We start from the raw sequence: 22,116 nt of genomic DNA, 5'->3' as shown, positions 1-22,116 counted from the left end.
TTAGATCTTTTGACCTTGAGCACGTAGGTCAGTAACAACCTTCTCGATACCCAATTTGTCGATAATACGCATACCTTTTGTAGTTAGACGAAGACGTACGAAACGTTTTTCGCTTTCTAACCAGAAACGGTGGTGATGCAGGTTCGGCTCGAACCGGCGTTTGGTTTTGTTATTGGCGTGCGAGACGTTGTTGCCAACGACTGGACGCTTGCCGGTAACTTGGCAAACCTTAGACATGGTGAACTCCATTGCTAGACAGCACCGATTGTGCGCTAGTTATTAAGTAAACGGATGAAATCATTCAAGGGGCGTTTTATACCAAAAATGCGCTTAAAAGACAAGCGATTTTCATTAAAACTAGGCATGAACCCGTGCGATAGGTCATGCCTTGATCATTTAGCGAAGAAGGGTCTTTGAAATCAACTTGTGAATTGGTTTGTTAAACGGTGGGAGAATGAATTTCAAGCTATATAACTTGGGATTCGACATCACTGACCGTTCATGCGACAAACTGAAGAAACCTTCTGGACCATGATATTTCCCCATACCTGATGCACCAACGCCACCAAATGGTAAATCGTCTTGTGCGACATGGGTCAAAACCGTGTTTTGTCCGAAATGCCCTGAATGAGTACGCTGTGCAACATAATCTGCACGCGCCTGATCAAAGTCGAAGTAGTATAATGCAAGTGGACGCGGACGGCTATTAATAAACTCGATAACATCGTCTATTTGATCATATTCCATGATCGGCAGCAGTGGTCCAAAGATTTCGTCTTGCATAATACGCATGTCAGGCGTGACGCCAGTTAACAGTGTAGGGGGCACTTTACGTGTATCGGAGAAGGTTTCATGGGCTGGGTTGATTTCAACCACCTGTGCTCCATGCTCACGTGCATTTTCAAGATAACTTTGCAAGCGGTTGTATTGGCGGTCATTAATAATTGAAGTGTAGTCTGGATTATGCAGAATGTCAGGATACATCTCTTCCACACACTCGCGGAAGTGTTCAATAAACTCGGCAGTTTTACCTTTAGGCAAGAACATATAGTCAGGTGCCACACAGGTTTGACCTGCATTCCACAGTTTACCTGCAGCAATCCGCTGTGCAACATCCCGTAAATGAATAGAAGGATGTACTAATACTGGTGATTTTCCGCCAAGTTCGAGGATCAATGGAACGAGGTTCTCTGCCGCAGCAGACATGACGGTTTTACCGACATTGGTTGAACCTGTGAAAATCAGTTTGTCAAAAGCCAGACGACAAAAGGCATCCGAGATCGCACCACCGCCATTGGTCACGGAAACTAATTCTTGAGGGAAGGCTTCAGAGAGCGCTTTTTCAAGGATGCGACCAAAGTTACCCGATGAACTAGAAATCTTGATCATGGCATGGTTACCTGCCGCCAAAGCACAAATTAAGGGTCCAATCGAGAGTAATAAAGGATAGTTCCATGGGGTAATAATGCCGATCACACCTAAAGGTTGATATTGCACCCATGCTTTAGCCGGCTGGTGAATGATGGAAACGTGACGTTTCGAGGGTTTCATCCACGTGGTTAAATGCTTGCTATAATATTTGATATGTTCAAGGCAGGTGAGTAATTCCCCAATTTTGGTTTCACTGGTGGAACGGTTGCCATAGTCTTGATTAATTGCCTCTGCAAATTGATCTTGATACTTAACTAAGATACGCTTAAGTCGTGCCAAACGGTCAATACGCTCTTTTGCGGTTGGCAATGGATAACGTAAATAAGCGTGCTTTTGCTGTTCAAGCACATCATGTAGGTGCTGAATATCATAAGAATGTGGTGTCAATGAAGTTGTTTTTGTTTGACTGTTCATGCCGCACTACCATTTCAAATTTCAATTTATGTTTAATTTTTTAGAGTAATTGCTCTAATTAGTCAAGTTACTTTATGTGTTAGTCTTCTAATGCACTGAATGAATGGTTATTTTAGGATGTCTCAAACTAAAACGTTGAAAACCAAAGAACGTATTTTGCAACTCAGTTTGCAGCTTTTTAACGAGCGTGGAGAACGTTCTGTTACGACCAATCATATTGCCGCTGAATTGAATATGAGTCCGGGCAATTTGTATTATCACTTTCGCAATAAAAGTGAAATTATCAAAGAGCTCATGGAACAGTATCAAGGCGAAACGCTACAGATGCTGGCTTTGCCCGATGACCGTCTGTTAGATGCTAATGATAAAATTCGTTATTTTCAGGTGCTAAGCAGCCAGTTGTGGGCTTATCGCTTTTTACATCGTGATGTCTATCATTTGGTTGAAAACAATGAAGACTTCCGCAAGATGTATCCGCGTTTTGCAGGGCAAGTGATGCAACAAGGGCAAAAGATCTATCAGGCCTTTGTTGATGCCGGTCTGATGCAAATGACGTCGTCAGAAATTGAAGCCCTGATTATCAATTTATGGATTGTACTGACCAACTGGACCAACTTCCTTTATATGTCGGGTCATATCACTGATTCCAATACATTAGAAGAAAAGTGGGTCTGGCAGGCACTCCGTCAAATGGTGTTCTTAGAAGGGACCTATTTGCGTGGTGAAAGTCGTGAGACGTATGAGCGCTTGTTGGATACGATGGGGCCGTCTGAACTGTTTTCGAGCTTGGCGTCATTTAAATCGGATGATAAGCCATAAGGTGTTTTGACAGCTGGGTAAAAAGCGCTAGAATACTCGGCTTGATTTTCATTTTACTGATTTAAACTGACATGAATATGACAACTGCTAACACGGCACGTTTACTGATTACTTGTGAAGATAAGCCAGGGATCGTGCAAGCTGTATCGAGCTTTTTGTATCATCAAGGCGCGAATATTACTGCGCTTGATCAATACGCGACTGAAGCTCAGGGCGGACGTTACTTCATGCGTGTTGAGTTTGAACTAGACAATTTACAGTCTCGTAAAGAAAGCATCACTCAAACTTTTGCTGCAAATGTAGCAGAGCGTTATGAAATGCAATGGCGTTTGGCACTGGTCAGCGACGTGAAAAAAGTCGGGATTTTGGTGTCTAAAGTAGACCATGCCTTACTTGAGCTGTTATGGCGTCATGCGCGTGGTGGTTTGCCGTGCGAAATCACCAAAGTGATTTCTAACCATGAAACTTTACGCGAAGCGGTTGAGAACTTTGGCATTCCGTTTGAAGTTGTCCCTGTAACGAAGGACAACAAACGCGAAGCTTATGCTGAAATTGATGAATTAATGCAAGGCAATGACTTATTGGTACTTGCGCGTTATATGCAAATTCTAGATGAAGCATTTGTCGAGAAGTGGGAAATGAAAGTGATCAACATTCACCATTCATTCCTACCTGCTTTTGTTGGCGCAAACCCATACAAGCAAGCGCATGAAAAAGGTGTAAAACTCATTGGTGCAACTGCGCACTATGTCACTGCGGATCTGGACCAAGGTCCGATCATTGAGCAGGATGTAGAGCGTGTGAACCATGACTTTACGGTTGATCAATTACGTGAATTGGGTCAGGATGTTGAACGTAATGTCTTGGCACGTGCAGTGAAGTGGCACTTAGAAGACCGTATTATTGTTGATGGTAACAAAACAGTCGTTTTCCAATAAAAAATGGGTTGCAAGCAAGATTGAAAAAGGCATACATTAAGTATGCCTTTTTTGTTTGGGTATGATTAGAAAAAACCATAAAAAGTGACAAATTAATAGTTGCAAATGAAAACACTTCTCATTTATCATTGCGCTACTTTATTGTACTAACCGATAAGCGTTATAGTGGAAACCAACCCAGTGACCACTCCGCTTAAATTAGGTCACCGATTTTAATGAGTTCAACAGTTATTTCTCCTATGCAGACTCCCAACCCGATGAAAAAGAAAGTTCTTGCTGCTTTGATCGCGGTTGTCGTGGGCCATATGGGCGTATTGTGGGCAGTGAACCACATGAAAGCTCCTGAACTCAAACCGATTGAAAAAGAACCATTGAAGGTTCGCTTCGTTAAAATTCAAGAACCACCAAAACCGCTACCGCCTAAGCCGAAGGAAGAACCGAAAAAGGAACCGACTAAGCCGAAGGAAGTGAAGATTGTGGAAAAACCACAACCGACCCCACCGAAAAAGGTAGAAAAGGTTCAACAAGTTAAAAAAGCAGAAGTGGTTAAACCAGTTGTTAAACCAACTGAAACCCCAGTGAAACCGACAGACACCACGACGATTACAGAGAAAAAAGTCGAAAAACCTGTCGTGCAACCAGAGCAAGCGAAACCTGTTACTCAGGCTGCACCAGCTGATACTTCACCTAAGTCGGTGTCGATTGGTGGTTCAGGTGTGCAATGGAGCCGCTCTCCAAAACCAGTTTATAGTAATCAAGATTTACAAGGTGAAAACCGTCGAGTCGTGGTGCTGATTGAGGCGAATGAAAAAGGGTCGATTGTGAATGCCCGTATTACGCGCTCAAGTGGTGTGCCTGCTTTAGATGAAAAGATTTTAAGAGCTGTCAAAGGCGCTAAATTTAAACCTTATAAAGAAAATGGTGTGGCTTATCCAATTCGGGCTGAGCAACCATTTGATTTAGAATTGAATACAAAACGCTAACTTTATCAGGAGTTCGAGTATGAACTTTTCAGTTTATTGGCAACATGCTGATGCAGTCAGTAAAACACTGTATTTCATCTTGTTGGCAATGTCGATTGCAACGTGGACCATCTTTGTTTTACGTATCATGGGTACACGTCAATTGAAACAACAAGCTTATGCTCAACTTTCACAAGCTTTAGCTAAGTTAAAATCAAAGTTTGCTGTATTGAACTTTGAACAACGTAAAGCCGTTGCAGAACAAGCCCTTCTTCGTCAAATTTCTGCTGAAAAAGCGAATGCTGAGAAAGGTGTTTCAGTTCTAGGTACGATTGCATCGCTTGCACCGTTCGTGGGTTTGTTCGGTACAGTATGGGGAATTTTCCATGCCCTTGTTGCTGTTGGTAAAAGTGGTCAAGCGGGCTTAGCGCAAGTTGCAACTCCTGTAGGTGAAGCACTGATCATGACGGGTTTAGGTTTGGCTGTCGCGATTCCTGCGGTGTTAGCGTATAACATCTGTGCGCGTGTAAACCGTACTTTGGCACATGAGCTTCAAGACCAAGCACACGGCTTGCTCATTGATACCATGTTGCAACAAGACTCAGCACCTGCGGCAGTAGAAAGTAAAGCGACTCAACAAGGTTTAGTTGGAGGTCAAGCTTAATGGCTTTTCAATTGGGTGACGATAACGATGCTGGCATGAATGAGATGAATCTCATTCCGCTGATTGATATTATGCTGGTTTTGATGATCATCTTCTTGGTGACAGCGACCGTTGCCAACCCATCAATTCCATTAACTTTACCAAAAACGACGGCTGATATTGTAGATCCTCCACCTAAAGCCATTACGGTGAGTATTAATGCAAAAGGTGAAGTGGCTTGGGATAATCAAGTGATTAGTTTGGAAGAACTACAAACGCGTTTTAATGAAGCGGGTGAGTTGGAAACCAAGCCAACGGTTCAACTTCGTGCAGATAAAGAATCTCGTTACGATATGGTCGCACAAGTTATGTCTCGTGCGAGTGAAGCTGGACTGGCGGATATTGCTTTCGTAAGCGATAACTAAGTTGATGTTAAAAAAAAGCGACTCTTGAAGTCGCTTTTTTTATGGTGAATGATTGAGTTATTTGCTGTCTTTCAGTAAGCGTCCGCTAAACACACCTTATGAATTCGTCCTATAAGCCTTAATTTAGTCCTCACTTAAAAACAAGTGGGAACTTAAATTTATGACTACAAATAACCAGACATCCATCGCATCTCTTACGATAATACGAAGAACATATAGTGCTGAATTTAAACAGCAGATCGTTCAGGCGTGTAAAGCATCGGAGGTTTCAATTGCTTCGGTCGCTTTGCAACATGGATTGAATACACATCTTGTATCCAAATGGATTCGCTTAATTGATGCTAAGCCAGGGAATGATCGCTCACTACTACCGAATAAACCTGCATTTATTGCCTTATCTTGCTCTGCACCATTAGATCCTATTTCTACTGGCATGTTAACGGTTCAAATTACTTTACCCCACTCAAAAGCAAAAATTGGCTTGAAATGGCAAGTATCAGAAATATCTGCTTTAGCAGAATTACTCAAGGCACTTACAACATGATCCGTATCGATGAAATCTGGTTGTCTACCCAGCCCATGGACATGCGTGCAGGTATGGATACGGCCATGGCTCAGGTGGTGAGAGCCTTTGGCTACATCAAACCGCATTGTGCTTACCTGTTCTGTAATAAACGTGGCCATCGCATGAAAGTGCTGGTACATGATGGACTGGGGATCTGGCTGTGTGCTCGGCGGTTGGAACAGGGCAAATTTCACTGGACTAAAGTTCATCAGGGTGAAACCCTGGCACTCAGTCCAGAACAGTTACAGGCACTGATCCAGGGTTTGCCTTGGCAGCGCATTGGACGACAGCAATTGGTCACAATGCTCTAAACTAGCTTGGTCCATTCTGCTATTCTCCAAACGTTCTATTTCATTCTTCTCATGACCTCAGGCATACTGCGGTCATGAATACACTGCCTGATTTAAGCCAACTGACCCATGAACAACTGCTGGAATTTACTAGACAGTTGGCAATGCAACATCAGTCTCTGGCACAATCAAACCAGCAATTAGATGCCAAAGTTCAGCATCTTGAAGTATCCAATCTGCAATTAGATGCTCAAGTTCAACATCTTTCCATTCTCACGCAAAAATACGAGCATGAGCTCGCACTATTTAAACAGCACAAATTTGGCAGTAAAAACGAACATCTCACCGCAAAACAAATCCATCTCTGGGATGAAGCGGTCGAAGAAGATATTGCCGCTGTTGATCTGGAACTGGAACGGCTGAATGCAGATAAAACTGATGCAGCGACACACAAAGCCACAGTCAACAAACCTAAACGTCGACTGCTGCCCGATCATCTACACACCATCCGTATCGAGCATGAACCAACATCAACCCAATGTGCTTGTGGCTGCACCTTGCGTCGTATCGGCGAAGATATCAGTGAAAAACTACATTTCAGACCGGCACAGTTCTATAAGGAACAGCATGTGCGTGGCAAATGGGTCTGTGATCAGTGTGACACCCTGACTCAGCAAGCGATGCCCGCCTATGTGATTGATAAAGGCATTGCCAGTCCTGAACTGCTTAGCCATGTGTTGGTCTCGAAATACGCAGATCATTTACCGCTGTACCGTCAACGTCTGATCTATCAGCGGGCGGGAATCGAGCTTTCTAGATCAACTTTATCTGACTGGATAGGTCGCTGCGGTGTAGAACTGGAGCCTCTGGCCAATGCTTTAAAAGAGGTGGTGCTGCAACAGCGGGTGCTGCATGCAGATGAAACACCAGTCACCATCATGCGGATGAGTGATGATGAGAAAAAACCGAAGAAAGGTTATGTCTGGGCCTATGCAACAACCCAATATAATCCAATTCAAGCCGTGATTTATGACTTTCAGGATAGTCGTGCAGGCCAGCATGCTGAAGTGTTCCTGAAAGACTGGCAGGGCCATCTAGTCTGTGATGATTACAGTGGTTATAAAGCACGCTTTAAATCAGGCCAAGTCATTGAGGTGGGCTGCATGGCGCATGCTCGTCGTAAATTCCATGAACTGCATGTGACCAAGAAAAGTCAGGTCGCTGAACAGGCCTTAGTGCTGATTCAGAAACTGTATGCCATAGAAGCAGAACTCAGGAGAAAGACCGATGGTACAGCAGAACAGCGCCGCGAATACCGACAACAGCATAGTCAACCGGTGATGCAACAACTGTATGAATGGCTCAACCAGCATCAACTGACGGTGCCATCGAGTTCTCCAACCGCCAAGGCCATCAATTACACTCTGAAGCGTTGGCCAGCTTTAAGCCGCTATCTGGATGATGGCAATCTACCGATTTGCAATAATTGGGTGGAAAACCAGGTGCGGCCTTGGGCGTTGGGACGTAAGAACTGGTTATTTGCAGGTTCGCTGCGCAGTGGTCAGCGAGCGGCAAACATCATGACTTTAATCCAGTCAGCAAAGCTGAATGGGCTGGATCCGTATGCCTATTTAAGTGATGTGCTGAAAAGATTGCCGACCCATAAAGTGACCCAAATAGAAGAATTGCTACCACACCGCTGGAAATCCAACTCAAATTAAAAAATAGACATGGGGTTCAGCGGACGCTTACGTCTTTCAATAAAGCCTGAAACTTAGAGCGCAGCTTCATCAGTTTTGGCGGAATGGCAAAGTTGCAATAGCCTTGAGATGGATTACGAGCGTAAAAGTTTTGGTGATAGTCTTCAGCCGAATAGAACGTTGGTACAGGGCTGAGTTCGGTCACAATATCGAGACCTTCTGCCTTTAAGTCGTTAATCGCTTGCTCTGCATCAGCACGCTGCGCATCATTAAAATAATAAATGACTGAACGATACTGGGTTCCGACATCATTGCCTTGACGGTTGAGTGTTGTAGGATCATGAGTGGCAAAAAATACATCGAGCAGCTGAGCATAGCTGATTTGAGTTTCATCAAAATCAATTAAAATAACTTCGGCGTGGTTGGTATCGCCACGACAAATATCTTCATACGTCGGGTTATCGGTATCTCCACCTGCATAACCACTGGTCACTTTATGTATGCCCTGAAGCTCTAAATAAACCGCTTCTACACACCAAAAACATCCACCACCAAAGAGTGCTTGTTGCATTTTAAAATCCTAATTGTGTTTATATCTGTTTATATAAGGGCTGATTGGTGCAGTACAATGTTGTCTGCTACAGATTAAAAAAGCCTGTGATTACAGGCTTTTTATAGAAATAATTTAACGTGGTTGAATGGCAGAGCCAAACTGTAGCAGCAAGTTGCCATGTCGATCGAGTAGTTTCAGAGTTTTACCAAACACTTGGTAATGTGTCACTTTTGCCAGCGCTTCTTGGAACTGTTGCGGAACAGTACTGTTATTGATACAGGCCATTCGGGTGGTTGCGAGCTGGCTCAAGGTGAGCGTATCGCGTCCTACGGTATAGCTGCCCATAATTCGGTTACAGCCATCTGCACCACTGATGCGGTTATCAGCTGAAAACTGAAGGCTTGGAATATTACGTTCATTGGGTGCTGTTTTAATTTCGGTATTGCCGATTTGCGTCAAAATCCAAGTCCGTTGCTGAAGCTGTTGAATGTTGGCCATTTCAATGGTGTCGGATGGCGGTGGTGTCGTTTGGCAACCAGTCATGATTAAGCTACTCGCTAAAAGACTGCTTGCAATCAGTTTTTTTAACATGGGATCAGACTCTTATTTTGATGTATCGTCTGAACTATCAAAGCAAATTTTGTCGTTGATTGCCAGTTTTAACTTGCAGCTTTTCGTTGCAGACCTTAGCGTGTTTGGTCAACGGGTAAACCCTGACGAATGAGCTGTGAATACTCAGGACTGGTTAAAGCTGTTTGTTTGCTTACACGTGGGTTGATATAGGCTTTTTGATACCATGTTTTCATATCCCACTGTGGGCTAATCGCGCCTAAGTCATACAGATAGTTCGGCAAATAACCTGAAGCTAAAATACGATAGTCGGTTGGTAAAGCGTCATGTGAAACGGCTTGAACCATATCAAACACCAAGGTGGTGCAATTACTGGTGAGGGTGTTATACCACTTAGGATGTTTGGCCAGCTCGTCTGCCTTATGTAAATACTCTACAAACAGTGCTTTACTTTCAGCCTGTCCGAGGCGAACAGGAAAGAAATAGACTTGTTCATGACGAATATTGCTACGGGTATACACAATATCATGCTCATCTGAGGCCACTAAACTCAGCTCATATTTTCTAAAAAAACCACCAATCGCTGAAAATTCTTCATTTTTTTCTTTGCGAATTTCAATGGAAAAAGTCAGCGGTGCAGTATTGGCAAAATCAAAACTGACCAAGGTATGTGCGATTTGCGGTCCCATCCAGTATGAGGTAATGATATTGACCCCAGTGATTTGATTTAGATCGAAAGAGCGGGTATCCCAATGTTCAGTATAGGAGCCGTCAGGGTGCCATGTAAAATTACGGACATTATGAAGGGTGACATGGTCGCCTTGTTTTTCATAATGCAAGATTTTTGCTACTTCAGGTTGCCAGTCGCGGTCTTGGCGAGCATCTAAACTAAAATACCAAGACAATGCCAGTAAAAAGCCAAGGAGATAAAGGATGATATCGAGGCGACGACCAAAAAAGCTTTGGGTGATATAGATACCCAAAATGCTGAGCGCAAAAGCAATCCAGATCCCAATAAAAATACGGCTGACCAACCAGCCCAAAGGCTCTTGAATCCACAATGCAAAACACAGCCAAATTGAACTGAACAAGACAAAAATACTAAACAGGGTGTGGAGTAATCCAAAGCCCAGTGTCCGCCAAAATTCTATTTTGATCATGTTGTGCATCGTGCTTTTAGCAAAAAGAATATGCTTTATTTTTGATAGGTTGCGAACTCAAAAGCAATTCCAGTTTTGTCATCAATATGTTGTTCTGACGCGACTTTTTTAAATGCTGCTGGAATGGCAGGGTAATGCGCATCACCTTGCACATCGAGTTCAACATGCGTGAGTTCTAAACGGTCCGCAATGTCGATGGTCTGTTTAAAAATTTCACCGCCACCAATGATAAAAATACTGTCAGGTTTTTCTGAAGCTTGAACATTGGCAACAGCTTGCGCTAAAGCTTCTTCGATGCTGTAAGCCACCTTTGTGCCTTCAAAAGCCCAAGAAGTGTCGCGAGTAATGACCCAATTGACACGCTTGGGTAATGTACGGCCCATCGATTCCAGCGTTTTACGGCCCATAATGACCACACCACCTTGGGTGATGGCTTTGAAGTGTTTTAGATCGGCTGAAATATGCCAAGGTAGGTCATTGCCTTTACCAATACAGCGCTGCTGATCCATTGCCACTACATGTACAACTTCTAAGTTTTGAAAGGCCATAATGCGCTCAAATGTTGGGTCATATTTCTGATTCTTCCTCAAGGAGAGGAAGAATATCTATGGGTAAACCTTAATCCCGCTGATTCAATGCGAGATTGAATTGGACTTGATCTACTTTAAACAGCAACAGGTGCTTTAATCCCTGGATGCGATTCATAACCCACGATTTCGATATCTTCAAATTTAAAGTCGAAAATATCTTTAATCGCAGGATTCAGTTTCAGTTGGCACAGCCCTAAAGGTTCACGGCTTAACTGAAGCTTTGCTTGCTCAAAATGGTTGGCATATAAATGTGTATCGCCACCCGTCCAGACAAAGTCCCCCACACCTAAACCGCAGACTTGTGCGATCATATGGGTGAGTAGCGCATAACTGGCAATATTAAAAGGCACACCTAAAAATACATCGGCACTGCGCTGATAGAGCTGACAAGACAGTTTGCCGTTATGGACAAAGAACTGGAATAGAGTGTGGCACGGAGGAAGAGCAACTTGCCCAGCTTCTTGTGGATTCCAACCCGATACAATCAGACGGCGTGAGTTTGGATTGGTTTTAATTTCATTGACTAACCAAGCAATTTGGTCAAAACCATCTTGTTCATATAAACCATCGGCTTTTTTAGTTGCGCCGAAGTTACGCCATTGATGTCCATACACCGGCCCCAGTTCACCTTCTGGGCGACCAAAACGCGCAGTTTGTTCTGCGGTTGACCATTCGTCCCAAATACTGACTTTGTTGTCCTGTAAATATTGCACATTGGTATCGCCTTTTAAGAACCACAACAGCTCAATCACGATCGAACGAAAGTGTACTTTTTTAGTGGTTAATAAAGGGAAGCCTTGAGAAAGATCAAAGCGCATTTGATGACCAAATACCGAGCGCGTACCTGTACCAGTACGGTCGCCTTTATCACCGCCGTGATCGAGGATGTGTTGTAGCAGGTCTAAATACATTTTCATAAAACTCTCAAATAAACACTTCGGGGGAACAGACCTCTTAATAGATGTGCCTGTACTTTCCACTCTAAATTATAAAATCTGCGGATGATTATACTGAATTGTGCCTTATTGCGCACCCGAGATTAGTAAGTCAGGCGAGATGATTAATCATATAAAAGTTATGTGAAAGCTATTACAGAGAACCAGGTTAAAGTGGTTTTGTACAGGATTTAAACTGAAATAATTTAATTATATTGGATCTAAATAGGCAGTCGTTTAGATGGGCAATCCATTCCATATCTAAGGACTTCATTGCTGATGTTGAAACATTTGAGCTTGAGGCGAATAGGCACTTGGTGAAGGATTAAATTTTTTTAGTTAATTTAGGTTTCAAAAAGTACAGAGAAAAGAAAACTTTAGAAAGGTTGTGTTGCATTTTGAAAAAAAATATTACATTTACGACATGAAAGTTCAATGCTGAGCGGTTAGTATTTCGAACTCGAAAAGTTGCACACCCCTAATGATTGGGAGGAGAGTTGGTTTTAGTATGCCTTATGATCAAAACGTAAATATGAATGACGTCTATGCGCCTGCGCAAACCAATATCATAATACGTTCTCAGTCAGAGCGAAATGTCACCGCTTCGGATATTTTAAGCTCGAAGCAGGCACGAGAAAGGGCTATTAGTAACCATCAGCGTGTGGATATTGAAAAATTTACAGGCTTTTTAAGAAATATTACCCGTCAAACCAGTACCCAAAAATGTGCTAAAAGTATTCGTATTGGCTTAGAGTCTGCGGGTGCACGCTTCAAGAGTCATCCTGTGGCTGCGGCAGATTGGGGTAAGACCTTAACCAGCATTGGTTATCGTAAAATCAACTTATCTTTTGATCAACCTAAAAAAGGCGATATTTATATTATCGACCGTACTGCAAAAAACCGTTATGGACATATTGCCGCTTATTCAGGCAATGGCTGGGTTTCTGATTTTAAACAAAGTGGTTATGCGGTTTACCGTAACCAAAATGTGAACTACAGCTATTATCGAATGGATTAAGCAGATGTTGACGGGATGTAGAGCAACTCCGCATCCCGATTAAATTCTTTTTTCACGCTGTGCGTGAATCGATACTAAAAATAAACCAATTCCACTAAAGCCGATACACTGAAGCGCCAGCGCAATTTTATCTTGCGCGGGTAGATAGCCGAGCAAACAAATCAGGGCAATTAGGGGTAGAAAAACCACCAAACGCGAAAAGCCTTCCTGATACGGATTGCCCTGAGCAATCTTCAAGTGCGCACTGCGCAGCAGATGCGTTGTAATGCCAATCCCTAGACTCAAACCAATAAAAATTGCGCCAAGCTGTTGAACTTGTGCTGCGATAACAATCATCACACAAGTTGCAATACAAATGATGAGTTTAATTTCACGGCTACAGCGTTCCGAATACCAAAAGCTCAACATGGTTTATTTGGACTCAGGCTGAGTATTGCTATGCAAAAGGGATAGGGGGGAAAATAGGCAAATCCCCAGCGCCATAAAACCAATCCCTTGTGCACCTGGAATCAACAGTTCACCATCTTTAATATTCATAAAAATCAGCGCCAAGAGTAGGGCAATCGGAATCCAAGTCAGTAGACGATACAGAAAACCTGTAGGATTTTTGGCCGCAAAGTGAATTTTGCAGTAACGACAAATCAGAAAAATAATCCCAGTACCCAAGAACATTAAAATGGCATTGAGGCTTAGGGGGGCCATCCAATACAACACACCTGTTACAACAGCAATTGCGATAAAAATAAGTAATTTTTTAAGAATAGAAATTGAGGGATTAAACCAAAATTCGAGCATGGGAGTGATGTATTTAAAAAACCAAACATATGTCACTTTAGCATAATTTGGTCCTAAAAAAGGGGGCAATGATGCCCCCAATATTTAATCCGCTCACCGGATTAGCTATTATTCTTTTGTGGGCCCCAATCATAGATTTTCTTTTGATAGGCATACCACATCATCCACGCGCCTACCAGAATCATTGGTAGACTGAGGAATTGACCTTTACTCATCCATGCAATGAACAGCTGTCCGTTGTCAGGCTCACGGAAGAACTCGACGATGAAGCGGGCCATACCATAGCCCATCAGGAATAACGCTGAAACCGCCATACGAGGACGTGGCTTTGAACTGAACCACCACAGTACGATGAATAACAATAACCCTTCAAAAAAGGCCTGATAGAGCTGAGATGGATGGCGAATCAGCTGTAGCGGGTCAGTTGGGAAAATCATACCCAGTGCAAAGTTTGGGTCTGCAACAGGACGACCATAAAGCTCTCCGCCAATGAAGTTACCAATACGGCCAAACATGAGCCCTGTAGGGACACATGGCGCAATAAAGTCGAGGGTTTGGAACCAAGTCATTTTGTATTTCTTGCACCAGAACAGCATGGCAAGCATTACACCCAAGAAGCCGCCGTGGAAACTCATGCCGCCTGTCCAGACTTGGAACAGCCAAATTGGGTTGGCAAGGAATTGCTCAAAGCCATAAAAGAAGACGTAACCGACACGACCACCAATGACTACACCTAGAGCGCCATAAAAGATCAAATCGGAGACCATATCAGGTGTCCAACCACGTTCTTTCGCGCGGTAGCTTGCAAGTCCCCAAGCAAACAAAAAGGCCAATAAATACATCAGTCCGTACCAATGGACTTGTAAAGGGCCAAGTGCTATTGCGACGGGGTCAATATTTGGATAGGTCAGCATGCATATTCCTAGTCATTATGTTTTGAACAGATTTTAGCTGAAAGAGATGAAAAATGTTGTACATTCAATGTGTAAAGATGATGAGTATCGTTTATGTGTATTGTGGCAATAGCATGGCAGGTCTTGGATGAGATGCCATTGTGTTTGATTTCAAATCGAGATGAGTTCTATCAGCGCCCTTCGAGTCTTTTAAAGCAATGGGAAAATAGTCCGATTATTGCAGGGCAAGATTTGCAGTCTGGCGGCACATGGATGGGTATAACGCCAATAGGACGTTGGGCAGTTTTAACCAACTTTCGCGATGGAAAGGATCAAACCAGCTATTCAACGTCTCGTGGACATTTGATTCAATCCTTTTTAGAGTCTGAACAAACCCCGATTCGTTTTGCTCAAGACTTAGAGAAAAAACAATGTGACTATGCGGGCTTTAATCTTTTTATGGGGGATCGGCATCAGGCGGTCTACATGAGCAATCGTGGTGAAGCACCACAGGTTCTTCCGAAAGGCGTGTATGTGGTGTCGAATGGTTTGATGACTGAACATTGGGAAAAAACCAAACATTTACGTAAGCGCTTTACCCAAGAGTTCTTACCGATGTTGCAACAGTCCCACATCTTACAACGCGAGTTAGAGGCGACATCTTGGGATATTTTGGAGGATGAGCGCAAGATTATTCCAGACCTGTTGCCGCAAACTGGCATTAGTCAGGATATGGAAGAGTTATTGTCTTCGACCTTTATTCAAAGCCCTATTTATGGGACACGCTGTTCTAACTTCCTGCGCATGACCCATGAACAATGGTCTTGGCTGGAAAAGCAGCAGCAGGATGAGTGTAAAGGAAAAATCACGGAACAGACGGTATTCTTTAAACTATAAAAAAATGCCGACATGAGGTCGGCATTTGCTGTGTTTTTGCTTAACCTGCGATCAAACCGCCATCATTACGTGTAATGACCACGGTTGCCGAACGTGGACGCGCAGTTTGGTTCGTACGATCGGTTTGGCTTGCAGGCCAGTGGCTGGTTGGTGCATCGTAGCTCTTAGAGTCTTCACCCGGATGTTGCACATTAATGAAAATGGCTTTGTGGTCAGGCGTCATGGTTACCCCCGTGATTTCACATTCAGCAGGGCCTGTGAGGAAACGACGTAAGTTTTCATCTGTAACTTTTGCACCCACAATAGTTGCTTGTTCATTTGGAGCAGTTGCAGCACCGCCATCACCCACTTGACCCGGTAAGGCTGCAAGCATCATACAGTTAGTTGTGTCGGTATACGCGCCATCATCGGTTTGAATCCACAGCACGCCCCGTGGGTCAAACCACATCCCATCTGGTGATGACAGGTCGTTGTTATCATTTAAACCTGAGAGGTTAATGTTTTCCGCCATCGCAGCTTCAGCACCAAATAAGTAAATATCCCATTCAAAGGTCTCTGCCGCTGAGTTTTCTTCTTTGAAGCGAATGATATGACCGTTGACATTGCCTTTACCGCCTTCTGGGTCGCTATAGTTACGTGGATTCGCTGCATCGGTTGTATATGCTGTACCACGGTTTGAGTTGTTGGTCAGCGTAACATAAACTTCCCCATTTTCTGGGTTAACTGCGACCCATTCTGGACGGTCCATCTTGGTTGCTTTAACCGTGTCACCTGCTAAGCGTGCAAAGGTCAGGACTTCTGCTTGAGAGCTAAATGGGTAAATGCTGTTTTGTTCATTTAGGCCATTTTGTCCATAAGCCAATTCGACCCATTGTCCTGTACCGTCATCATTAAATTGAGCCACATAGAACTTGCCATTGTTCATGTATTTGTCACCTGCTCGGTAACCTGTGTTAATGTCTTTCGGGTCCCAAGTTGCATCCGAGACAAATTTATAAATGTATTCGCCACGAGAGTCATCCCCCATGTAGAAGGCAAACGGTTGGCCTTCAATTGCACGGCTTGCACGACAGTCTTCATGTGCGAAACGTCCTAGTGCAGTACGTTTTACAGGGTTTTGACCTGCGTTAAACGGGTCAATTTCTACAATCCAACCAAAGGTGTTTGGCCCATTACGGAAGTCTTGTGTAGCAGTTGCTCCTTTAATAGTTGCATCCCAACGGTCATATAGATCTTGCGACTCAGCTTCGCCAATTGCGGTTTCCCATGCATAACGTGAGTTCGTATCCAAATAAACGGTACGATTTTGCTCATCTTTATTTGGGATTTTATTTCCTGCTGGATCAAGGAGGTAAATAATTTGTCCTTTTTCATTCTTCTTCGGGGTGCCATCTGCATTTTTCTCATAAAGATAATCAATACTTAAGCCCAAGCCATAACGTTTTAATGCGATTTTTTCTTTCTCTGAGCGGCCTGCATATTCATCTGCACCAGCGCGTTTAAAGTATCCAATAAAGTTCTCTTCAGTGGTTAAATAAGTGCCCCATGGGGTGTAGCCATTGCCACAGTTATTATGTGTACCACGCGTTTTCGTCCCGACAGGTGAGTATTGGGTCGCAAGTAAAGTAGTGTTGGCAACAGGGCCGTTAAAGTCCATCACCGTGGATGCTGTGATGCGGCGGTTAAATAACGAGTTTTGTATAATTTCAACTTTTTGATTGGTGTTGTCTTTCTTGATATGAACGACAGAAACCCCATGTGCGTTGACTTCGCGAATCACTTCATCCTCAGGGCGACGGCCATTCGGTTTGGTGGGGCCTTGTGGGTGTAAGAAGGTTTGGTTGATATATTCATGATTCATCACCAACAAGCCTTGTTCAGATGCGGTAGCGTCAAATTGACCCTTTGCAGTATCTAATCCAAAAAAGCTCATCCCATCATGGCAGTCACCTGAACGGAACTGAAAGCTTGGGCCTGAAGGTACATTGTTGTCTTCCCATGCCCCAAATGCAGGATGAATCGAGTCGCCCATTGCATAAAGTACAGAGGCAGTATAGCCTTCAGGAACCGTCACCCAATCATCTAAGTTTTTTTCAACAGGGCTAAAGGTAAGCTTTTCTGGTCGCGTATTGGGGTCGGTTGGTGTGGTGTTACCACCTGATGAGTTTGAATTGTCATCATCGTCTCCACACGCGGTTAAGCTTGAAGCTAAAGCCAATGCAGCAGCCCCACTAGCCGTTTTTTTAATTAAGTTACGACGTGAGATCCGTTTTTCTAGAATGTCTCGAAAATGGACGTTGCTTGAGTCATTATTATCCAGTTCTTGGTCTTCATGGTAAGGCGTTTGATAGGTCATGTTTATTCCTAGCGTTTTTGCTTGGTCGTTTTTAGAAAGTTACAAACAAGGTAAAACGTCAATATGACAGCGTGGTGAAGTTTATATGTCAAAAACATGAAATGATCGGTAGCACATTTAGCCATAAAAAAAGCAGGCAATTTTGCCTGCTCATTGTTTTCAATCGGGGAGCTTAAGCTTCAGCAGCTCGCTTTTTTTCAATCAGTTTTCCAAAAAACAGACCAATCTCAAATAAAAGCCACATTGGTATCGCGAGCATAATCATCGAAAGAGCATCAGGTGGGGTCACAAACATTGCAACAAAAAAACAGCCGACAATAATGAATTTTCGTTTTTCAACCAATTGTTGTGTGCTCACCACCCCAATCAAGATGAGTATTAAGGTAACAATAGGAATTTCAAATGTTAAGCCAAAAACCAAAAACAGTTTTAGACAGAAGCTGAGATAGCTGTTGATGTCTGTCATTGGGGCCACAGTGTCAGGGGAAACACTGATAAAAAAGTGTAAAATGGATGGCAGCGCAATGAAATAAGCAAAAGCTACACCTGCATAAAACAAAGCAATACTACCAATCAAAAGAGGTGTTGCGAGTGATTTTTCTTTTTCGTATAGTGCAGGTTTTACAAAAGCCCAAAGCTGATAAATGATAAAAGGCATGGCCAGCATGAGAGCCACAAAAAAGTTTAGTTTAAATGGCGCCATAAAGGTGGCAGTAACATCCGTTGCAATCATAGATGAGCTAACTGGAAGTTGTGCTCGTAAGGGTTCAGATAGCATTTGGTAGCTATGATTGGCAAAAGGCAATAAACAAAAAAACAAAATGAGAATTAAACCGACGATTTTAAATAAATGACCTCTTAAGATGATCAAGTGCTTAGTAATCGGCATTTCTTCAAGCAGCAGTTGCTCTGAGTCTTGAGTCACTACAGGGCTTAAGTTGCTAGATTTCATACGGCCTCCCGCATCGGTTCAAAGCGATTTTGAACACAGCCTAAATAAGGTGCCGAATCTACAGATGACTTTTGTTTCATAGGCTGAAGTGTCAGTAAGATAGGCGCTTTTTGATCTACATACTGATAAGTATGGGAGATATTTTTATTATCGAGTATGGCAGTTTCTTGGTGCTTTTCATTTGCCAAAATATTTTGTTGTTGTATGTGTTGCATCTGAGCTTGCATTTTTTGTTCAAGCTCCTGAATTCGCTTCATTTCATTTTGCATTTGCTCACGTAATTCAGACATCCGTAGCTCACGGTCAATGTCATTTTGTACATTACTGACCATGCGTTTGACTTTGCCATACCACTTGCCTGCAAAGCGCGCCGCTTCAGGTAATTTCTCTGGTCCAAGAACCAATAGTGCGATAATGCCAAACACCAAAAGCTCTGTCATGCCGATATTGAGCATCGCAAAACTCCAATGACTTAATGTTTGACGGTTGAGTTGCTTGTGTTGCTATTTTGATGTTCTAAGGTGCGTGGTTCATTGAGTTGAGCTGCTTCAGCGTCCTCATCACGGATTGATTTTTTAAAGTCTTTCACGGCACCACCGACATCTTTGCCTAAGTTCTTAAGTTTGGCTGTACCAAAAAGAAGAATAACCACAATTGCAAAAATTAGTACGTGCCAAATTGATAGTCCCGCCATGGGTAGATCCTCATCATTTTTCGTTTTCCCTATATCAACAGGCTTGTGTGACATTGCGGTGACGATGATGTTTCAATTTCAAGACAAAACGATCGCTCCGCACAGATTTTGAGGAAAAGCAGTGTTATGATGATTAGGTGAAATTTCAAGGATATTGAAGTGACGTTGCTGCTCCCTCTGTTGGCCTTTCTTAGTGGTTTATTCCTTGCATCTACCCCATTGGCAACACGGTTGAAAACAGGATTTTCAAGTCTATTAGCGCGTTGTTTTATTCCGATTGTTATTGTCTACAACATGGTGTTTTATCAGGCTGGTAGCTTTAGTTTGATGTTATTCAGTTTTGTCGTGGCAGTGCTCTTATTTTACTTTTTCTTATACTTTTCAAAGAATAAATTAAGCGCCCTATGCTTTAGTTATGTCAATATGGCATGGCTAGGCTTTCCTTTTGCGATAGCGTTGTTTGGCACAGAAATTAGTCCAGCAATGGTGGCGCTATACATCGGTGGTTCTATTTTTGGCAATCTCTGGGCGGTGACGGCTGTGAGCCAAACACCGTTAGCTTTTTCGTTTATTTTAAAAAAAGTGCTCTGTGCTCCACCCATGATTGCTTTGATGCTGGCCGTTATTTTTCGTTTCGTTGGGGTACAACATTGGTCACAGCATGATCTGATTGATGTGGTTTATAGTGCAGCCAAATTTGGTATGAGTTTCTCTGGCATGTGTGTATTGGGCATGTGGTTGAGGCACACCAAAGTTGAAAAAGCGGACTTGTGGCAAAGTAGTCGGACAGCTTTGTTAAAATTGGTATGTGGCGTGGTGCTGTGTGGGCTGAGTTATCGTTATCTTGCTATTCCTAATATTGAACAATATATTGGGGTCATGTTCTTATTATTTTGTTTACCGCCAGCAGCCAATATTGTGGCTTTGGAAACGCATTATCAAGGTACAGGCACATCGGCAAAATACATTGCTTCAGGTACGATCATCAGCTGTGCCGTGGTGAGTATTTATGGTTTATTGCTGCATGTATTTGCTGTGATCTAAGCACTCACTTTTAGCTGGAAATGCAAGTGCTGCGCAACGGTGATAGGGGGATATAGGAAATCTTTCGCTACTCTTCTCCCCGAGGGGAGAAGGGGCAACATTACACAGCTTAGTTTTTATTGTTCTAAACTGGCTTTAAACAGTTGCATCGCCTGGCCACGATGGCTGATTTTATTTTTTTCTTCTTTACTCATTTCTGCACTTGAAAGCCCTAACTCGGGTAGCCAGAACAGTGGATCATAACCAAAACCATTTTCCCCACGAGCAACCTCTAGTACTTCACCTTTCCAAATACCTTGGAAAATTTGCGGAAGAGGATCATCGGCATGTTGTACTAACGCTAAAACGCATACAAACATGCCTTCAATCGCTTGACCATCTTTACGCAGTAGCTTGAGTTCAGCTAAGAGTTTTTGGTTATTGGCAGCATCATCGCCGTGTTCACCTGCATAACGCGCAGAGTAAATCCCCGGTGCACCATCTAAAATAGGGATGCAAATCCCGGAGTCATCTGCAATGGCTGGTTTTCCTGAAATTTTAGAAGCATGACGTGCTTTAATAATCGCATTTTCGACAAAGCTCAAACCATCTTCAATGGCATCTTCAATATTCAATTTACCTTGAGCAATCACTTCAACAGGTAAGTTGAGCTCTGCAAATAATTTTTCAAATTCCGCAATTTTACCTTTGTTATTGCTTGCGAGGACTAATGTGCCTTGAGTGAGCCATGATTGAGTAGACATGAGTTAAACCGATCTAAATTTTCTGTATTTTAACCCATTTTAAAAATTATATAGCTGAATTATGAATATGATTGAATAGAGTATTTTTTTCGATTAAAAATGATTTGGGCTGTATAGTTTTCTGTCTCGATCAAAGATGTTTGTTGTGGCAGCTTACTTTTGCAATCAAAAGTTACACCTCCAAAAATTGAAGGGAGATTGAAGCTAATATAAGAGATGGGATAAAAATGCTCTTGGGAATAGAGAGGGAGCTGAAAATGAAATTTATTATTTGACTTTATTGGTATATCACTGATTTCTGTGTCTGTATTCTTTCTGAGTGTTGGTAGCATCAAGATTGTTTCACGTTGTAGATGGGTTGTGATAAACGGGAAAAAGTAATCAGACTCATACGTCCCATAAGCTGCTGAATTTATTTTTTCTAACTCTTTCATGAAATCGTTTGGTGTATAGCCATTTTTATAAGAAGTAATTTGAATCGTGAAATTTAACATTTGAGAATGGTCAAAAAAGAATGGTTTTAACATCTGAAATATAATCAGACTGCTTATTATAAGGAAAGTACTTATGTAAATTGATAGCTTAAATGTATTATTGCTCAACATTCATTTTATCTTCTTTATATTTATTAACGTAGCTTCAAAATCAGCTATATGGCTTTTACATGATATAGATTTGAATTATGGTAATAAAAAACCGACTATCACAAGTCGGCTCTTCTATCTTTAA

The 22,116-nt window shown here is 42.6% G+C and carries 27 protein-coding genes; 11 read left to right on the top strand and 16 right to left on the bottom strand.

Annotated elements, in window-relative coordinates; all coding sequences use genetic code 11:
* Entirely contained in the window at window positions 1-237 is a 237-nt protein-coding gene (rpmB, locus tag ACFN7Z_RS15165) for a 50S ribosomal protein L28 (protein WP_010325866.1), read from the bottom strand.
* Window positions 238-396: 159 nt separating this feature from the next.
* Entirely contained in the window at window positions 397-1,845 is a 1,449-nt protein-coding gene (locus ACFN7Z_RS15160; RefSeq protein ID WP_010325867.1) for a coniferyl aldehyde dehydrogenase, read from the bottom strand.
* Between the two features lie 117 nt (window positions 1,846-1,962).
* Between ACFN7Z_RS15160 and ACFN7Z_RS15155 the strand changes: the two genes are divergently transcribed.
* From ACFN7Z_RS15155 to tnpC, 8 genes are all read left to right on the top strand, one after another.
* A complete protein-coding gene (locus ACFN7Z_RS15155; RefSeq protein WP_010325868.1) occupies window positions 1,963-2,664 on the top strand; it encodes a TetR/AcrR family transcriptional regulator in 702 nt (233 codons plus the stop codon).
* Between the two features lie 71 nt (window positions 2,665-2,735).
* Window positions 2,736-3,602, top strand: a complete 867-nt coding sequence (purU, locus tag ACFN7Z_RS15150) for a formyltetrahydrofolate deformylase (protein ID WP_004692478.1) — start codon at window positions 2,736-2,738, stop codon at window positions 3,600-3,602.
* Between the two features lie 215 nt (window positions 3,603-3,817).
* Window positions 3,818-4,585, top strand: a complete 768-nt coding sequence (locus ACFN7Z_RS15145; protein WP_010325869.1) for an energy transducer TonB — start codon at window positions 3,818-3,820, stop codon at window positions 4,583-4,585.
* Between the two features lie 19 nt (window positions 4,586-4,604).
* Window positions 4,605-5,228, top strand: coding sequence for a MotA/TolQ/ExbB proton channel family protein (locus ACFN7Z_RS15140; protein ID WP_004692475.1), 624 nt, complete (start codon window positions 4,605-4,607; stop codon window positions 5,226-5,228).
* On the top strand, window positions 5,228-5,632 hold the full coding sequence (locus ACFN7Z_RS15135; RefSeq protein WP_004692473.1) for a biopolymer transporter ExbD: 405 nt from the start codon (window positions 5,228-5,230) through the stop codon (window positions 5,630-5,632). Before ACFN7Z_RS15140 ends, ACFN7Z_RS15135 begins: the two co-directional genes overlap by 1 nt.
* A gap of 160 nt (window positions 5,633-5,792) precedes the next feature.
* Complete coding sequence (locus ACFN7Z_RS15130; RefSeq protein ID WP_159151909.1) at window positions 5,793-6,176, top strand: transposase; 384 nt, start codon at window positions 5,793-5,795, stop codon at window positions 6,174-6,176.
* Window positions 6,119-6,508, top strand: a complete 390-nt coding sequence (gene tnpB, locus ACFN7Z_RS15125) for an IS66 family insertion sequence element accessory protein TnpB (RefSeq protein ID WP_159151910.1) — start codon at window positions 6,119-6,121, stop codon at window positions 6,506-6,508. The genes ACFN7Z_RS15130 and tnpB overlap by 58 nt, the downstream gene beginning before the upstream one ends.
* Before the next feature lie 74 nt (window positions 6,509-6,582).
* Window positions 6,583-8,208: an IS66 family transposase gene (gene tnpC, locus ACFN7Z_RS15120; RefSeq protein ID WP_395442157.1), complete on the top strand. Its 1,626-nt coding sequence runs from the start codon at window positions 6,583-6,585 to the stop codon at window positions 8,206-8,208.
* A gap of 16 nt (window positions 8,209-8,224) precedes the next feature.
* Here tnpC and msrA read toward each other — a convergent pair whose 3' ends face one another.
* The 5 genes from msrA to thyA form a co-directional block, all read right to left on the bottom strand.
* A complete protein-coding gene (gene msrA / locus ACFN7Z_RS15115) occupies window positions 8,225-8,758 on the bottom strand; it encodes a peptide-methionine (S)-S-oxide reductase MsrA (protein WP_159151774.1) in 534 nt (177 codons plus the stop codon).
* 114 nt (window positions 8,759-8,872) lie between these two features.
* Entirely contained in the window at window positions 8,873-9,331 is a 459-nt protein-coding gene (locus ACFN7Z_RS15110; RefSeq protein ID WP_010325871.1) for an META domain-containing protein, read from the bottom strand.
* A 95-nt stretch (window positions 9,332-9,426) separates the two neighbouring features.
* Window positions 9,427-10,479 (bottom strand): DUF4105 domain-containing protein, encoded by a 1,053-nt coding sequence (locus ACFN7Z_RS15105; protein ID WP_035330379.1) that lies wholly within the window; start codon window positions 10,477-10,479, stop codon window positions 9,427-9,429.
* Window positions 10,480-10,505: 26 nt separating this feature from the next.
* Complete coding sequence (locus ACFN7Z_RS15100; RefSeq protein WP_010325873.1) at window positions 10,506-11,018, bottom strand: dihydrofolate reductase; 513 nt, start codon at window positions 11,016-11,018, stop codon at window positions 10,506-10,508.
* A 116-nt stretch (window positions 11,019-11,134) separates the two neighbouring features.
* A complete protein-coding gene (thyA, locus tag ACFN7Z_RS15095; protein WP_010325874.1) occupies window positions 11,135-11,977 on the bottom strand; it encodes a thymidylate synthase in 843 nt (280 codons plus the stop codon).
* A 526-nt stretch (window positions 11,978-12,503) separates the two neighbouring features.
* Between thyA and ACFN7Z_RS15090 the strand changes: the two genes are divergently transcribed.
* Window positions 12,504-13,013, top strand: coding sequence for a hypothetical protein (locus ACFN7Z_RS15090; RefSeq protein WP_010325875.1), 510 nt, complete (start codon window positions 12,504-12,506; stop codon window positions 13,011-13,013).
* Window positions 13,014-13,052: 39 nt separating this feature from the next.
* Here ACFN7Z_RS15090 and ACFN7Z_RS15085 read toward each other — a convergent pair whose 3' ends face one another.
* The 3 genes from ACFN7Z_RS15085 to lgt all read right to left on the bottom strand — a co-directional run bounded on the left by ACFN7Z_RS15085 (window position 13,053) and on the right by lgt (window position 14,722).
* On the bottom strand, window positions 13,053-13,421 hold the full coding sequence (locus ACFN7Z_RS15085) for a hypothetical protein (protein ID WP_010325876.1): 369 nt from the start codon (window positions 13,419-13,421) through the stop codon (window positions 13,053-13,055).
* A gap of 3 nt (window positions 13,422-13,424) precedes the next feature.
* Window positions 13,425-13,808, bottom strand: coding sequence for a hypothetical protein (locus ACFN7Z_RS15080; protein ID WP_029574939.1), 384 nt, complete (start codon window positions 13,806-13,808; stop codon window positions 13,425-13,427).
* A 101-nt stretch (window positions 13,809-13,909) separates the two neighbouring features.
* Window positions 13,910-14,722 carry a prolipoprotein diacylglyceryl transferase gene (lgt, locus tag ACFN7Z_RS15075; RefSeq protein WP_010325878.1) on the bottom strand — a complete coding sequence of 271 codons (813 nt, stop codon included), beginning with the start codon at window positions 14,720-14,722 and terminating at the stop codon, window positions 13,910-13,912.
* Between the two features lie 93 nt (window positions 14,723-14,815).
* Between lgt and ACFN7Z_RS15070 the strand changes: the two genes are divergently transcribed.
* Window positions 14,816-15,598 carry an NRDE family protein gene (locus ACFN7Z_RS15070; protein ID WP_010325879.1) on the top strand — a complete coding sequence of 261 codons (783 nt, stop codon included), beginning with the start codon at window positions 14,816-14,818 and terminating at the stop codon, window positions 15,596-15,598.
* 40 nt (window positions 15,599-15,638) lie between these two features.
* On the opposite strand, the gene ACFN7Z_RS15065 is transcribed toward ACFN7Z_RS15070, so the two are convergent.
* From ACFN7Z_RS15065 to tatA, 4 genes are all read right to left on the bottom strand, one after another.
* The gene (locus ACFN7Z_RS15065; protein ID WP_010325880.1) at window positions 15,639-17,954 is read right to left on the bottom strand and encodes a PhoX family phosphatase; all 2,316 of its coding nucleotides are present in this window, start codon (window positions 17,952-17,954) and stop codon (window positions 15,639-15,641) included.
* Window positions 17,955-18,126: 172 nt separating this feature from the next.
* Complete coding sequence (gene tatC / locus ACFN7Z_RS15060; RefSeq protein WP_010325881.1) at window positions 18,127-18,906, bottom strand: twin-arginine translocase subunit TatC; 780 nt, start codon at window positions 18,904-18,906, stop codon at window positions 18,127-18,129.
* Window positions 18,903-19,361, bottom strand: coding sequence for a Sec-independent protein translocase protein TatB (gene tatB / locus ACFN7Z_RS15055; protein ID WP_010325882.1), 459 nt, complete (start codon window positions 19,359-19,361; stop codon window positions 18,903-18,905). The genes tatC and tatB overlap by 4 nt, the downstream gene beginning before the upstream one ends.
* A gap of 17 nt (window positions 19,362-19,378) precedes the next feature.
* Entirely contained in the window at window positions 19,379-19,600 is a 222-nt protein-coding gene (gene tatA / locus ACFN7Z_RS15050) for a Sec-independent protein translocase subunit TatA (RefSeq protein ID WP_004979030.1), read from the bottom strand.
* A gap of 159 nt (window positions 19,601-19,759) precedes the next feature.
* On the opposite strand from tatA, the gene ACFN7Z_RS15045 reads away from it, so the two are divergent.
* Entirely contained in the window at window positions 19,760-20,644 is an 885-nt protein-coding gene (locus ACFN7Z_RS15045; RefSeq protein ID WP_010325883.1) for a permease, read from the top strand.
* A gap of 116 nt (window positions 20,645-20,760) precedes the next feature.
* Here ACFN7Z_RS15045 and rdgB read toward each other — a convergent pair whose 3' ends face one another.
* On the bottom strand, window positions 20,761-21,387 hold the full coding sequence (gene rdgB / locus ACFN7Z_RS15040; RefSeq protein ID WP_010325884.1) for an RdgB/HAM1 family non-canonical purine NTP pyrophosphatase: 627 nt from the start codon (window positions 21,385-21,387) through the stop codon (window positions 20,761-20,763).
* Between the two features lie 59 nt (window positions 21,388-21,446).
* Window positions 21,447-21,992: a hypothetical protein gene (locus ACFN7Z_RS15035; protein WP_159151773.1), complete on the bottom strand. Its 546-nt coding sequence runs from the start codon at window positions 21,990-21,992 to the stop codon at window positions 21,447-21,449.
* Between the last annotated feature and the right edge of the window lie 124 nt (window positions 21,993-22,116).

It is taken from the genome of Acinetobacter sp. P1332, assembly GCF_044057475.1.
GTDB classification, from domain to species: domain Bacteria; phylum Pseudomonadota; class Gammaproteobacteria; order Pseudomonadales; family Moraxellaceae; genus Acinetobacter; species Acinetobacter johnsonii.
Note: the sequence above shows the minus strand (reverse complement) of the source record. Positions and strands in the feature narration are given on the sequence as shown.

Excerpts from the sequence above, each read along its gene's own strand:
- tatB (WP_010325882.1), bottom strand. The coding sequence starts at position 19,361 with ATGCTCAATATCGGCATGACAGAGCTTTTGGTGTTTGGCATTATCGCA.
- rdgB (WP_010325884.1), bottom strand. The coding sequence starts at position 21,387 with ATGTCTACTCAATCATGGCTCACTCAAGGCACATTAGTCCTCGCAAGC.
- ACFN7Z_RS15080 (WP_029574939.1), bottom strand. The coding sequence starts at position 13,808 with ATGCTCGAATTTTGGTTTAATCCCTCAATTTCTATTCTTAAAAAATTA.
- ACFN7Z_RS15155 (WP_010325868.1), top strand. The coding sequence starts at position 1,963 with ATGTCTCAAACTAAAACGTTGAAAACCAAAGAACGTATTTTGCAACTC.
- purU (WP_004692478.1), top strand. The coding sequence starts at position 2,736 with ATGAATATGACAACTGCTAACACGGCACGTTTACTGATTACTTGTGAA.
- lgt (WP_010325878.1), bottom strand. The coding sequence starts at position 14,722 with ATGCTGACCTATCCAAATATTGACCCCGTCGCAATAGCACTTGGCCCT.
- thyA (WP_010325874.1), bottom strand. The coding sequence starts at position 11,977 with ATGAAAATGTATTTAGACCTGCTACAACACATCCTCGATCACGGCGGT.
- ACFN7Z_RS15090 (WP_010325875.1), top strand. The coding sequence starts at position 12,504 with ATGCCTTATGATCAAAACGTAAATATGAATGACGTCTATGCGCCTGCG.
- ACFN7Z_RS15070 (WP_010325879.1), top strand. The coding sequence starts at position 14,816 with ATGTGTATTGTGGCAATAGCATGGCAGGTCTTGGATGAGATGCCATTG.
- ACFN7Z_RS15110 (WP_010325871.1), bottom strand. The coding sequence starts at position 9,331 with ATGTTAAAAAAACTGATTGCAAGCAGTCTTTTAGCGAGTAGCTTAATC.
- rpmB (WP_010325866.1), bottom strand. The coding sequence starts at position 237 with ATGTCTAAGGTTTGCCAAGTTACCGGCAAGCGTCCAGTCGTTGGCAAC.
- ACFN7Z_RS15135 (WP_004692473.1), top strand. The coding sequence starts at position 5,228 with ATGGCTTTTCAATTGGGTGACGATAACGATGCTGGCATGAATGAGATG.
- ACFN7Z_RS15035 (WP_159151773.1), bottom strand. The coding sequence starts at position 21,992 with ATGTTGAGCAATAATACATTTAAGCTATCAATTTACATAAGTACTTTC.
- ACFN7Z_RS15160 (WP_010325867.1), bottom strand. The coding sequence starts at position 1,845 with ATGAACAGTCAAACAAAAACAACTTCATTGACACCACATTCTTATGAT.
- ACFN7Z_RS15085 (WP_010325876.1), bottom strand. The coding sequence starts at position 13,421 with ATGTTGAGCTTTTGGTATTCGGAACGCTGTAGCCGTGAAATTAAACTC.
- tnpC (WP_395442157.1), top strand. The coding sequence starts at position 6,583 with ATGAATACACTGCCTGATTTAAGCCAACTGACCCATGAACAACTGCTG.
- ACFN7Z_RS15145 (WP_010325869.1), top strand. The coding sequence starts at position 3,818 with ATGAGTTCAACAGTTATTTCTCCTATGCAGACTCCCAACCCGATGAAA.
- ACFN7Z_RS15100 (WP_010325873.1), bottom strand. The coding sequence starts at position 11,018 with ATGGCCTTTCAAAACTTAGAAGTTGTACATGTAGTGGCAATGGATCAG.
- msrA (WP_159151774.1), bottom strand. The coding sequence starts at position 8,758 with ATGCAACAAGCACTCTTTGGTGGTGGATGTTTTTGGTGTGTAGAAGCG.
- tnpB (WP_159151910.1), top strand. The coding sequence starts at position 6,119 with ATGGCAAGTATCAGAAATATCTGCTTTAGCAGAATTACTCAAGGCACT.
- tatC (WP_010325881.1), bottom strand. The coding sequence starts at position 18,906 with ATGAAATCTAGCAACTTAAGCCCTGTAGTGACTCAAGACTCAGAGCAA.
- ACFN7Z_RS15105 (WP_035330379.1), bottom strand. The coding sequence starts at position 10,479 with ATGCACAACATGATCAAAATAGAATTTTGGCGGACACTGGGCTTTGGA.
- tatA (WP_004979030.1), bottom strand. The coding sequence starts at position 19,600 with ATGGCGGGACTATCAATTTGGCACGTACTAATTTTTGCAATTGTGGTT.
- ACFN7Z_RS15065 (WP_010325880.1), bottom strand. The coding sequence starts at position 17,954 with ATGACCTATCAAACGCCTTACCATGAAGACCAAGAACTGGATAATAAT.
- ACFN7Z_RS15140 (WP_004692475.1), top strand. The coding sequence starts at position 4,605 with ATGAACTTTTCAGTTTATTGGCAACATGCTGATGCAGTCAGTAAAACA.
- ACFN7Z_RS15130 (WP_159151909.1), top strand. The coding sequence starts at position 5,793 with ATGACTACAAATAACCAGACATCCATCGCATCTCTTACGATAATACGA.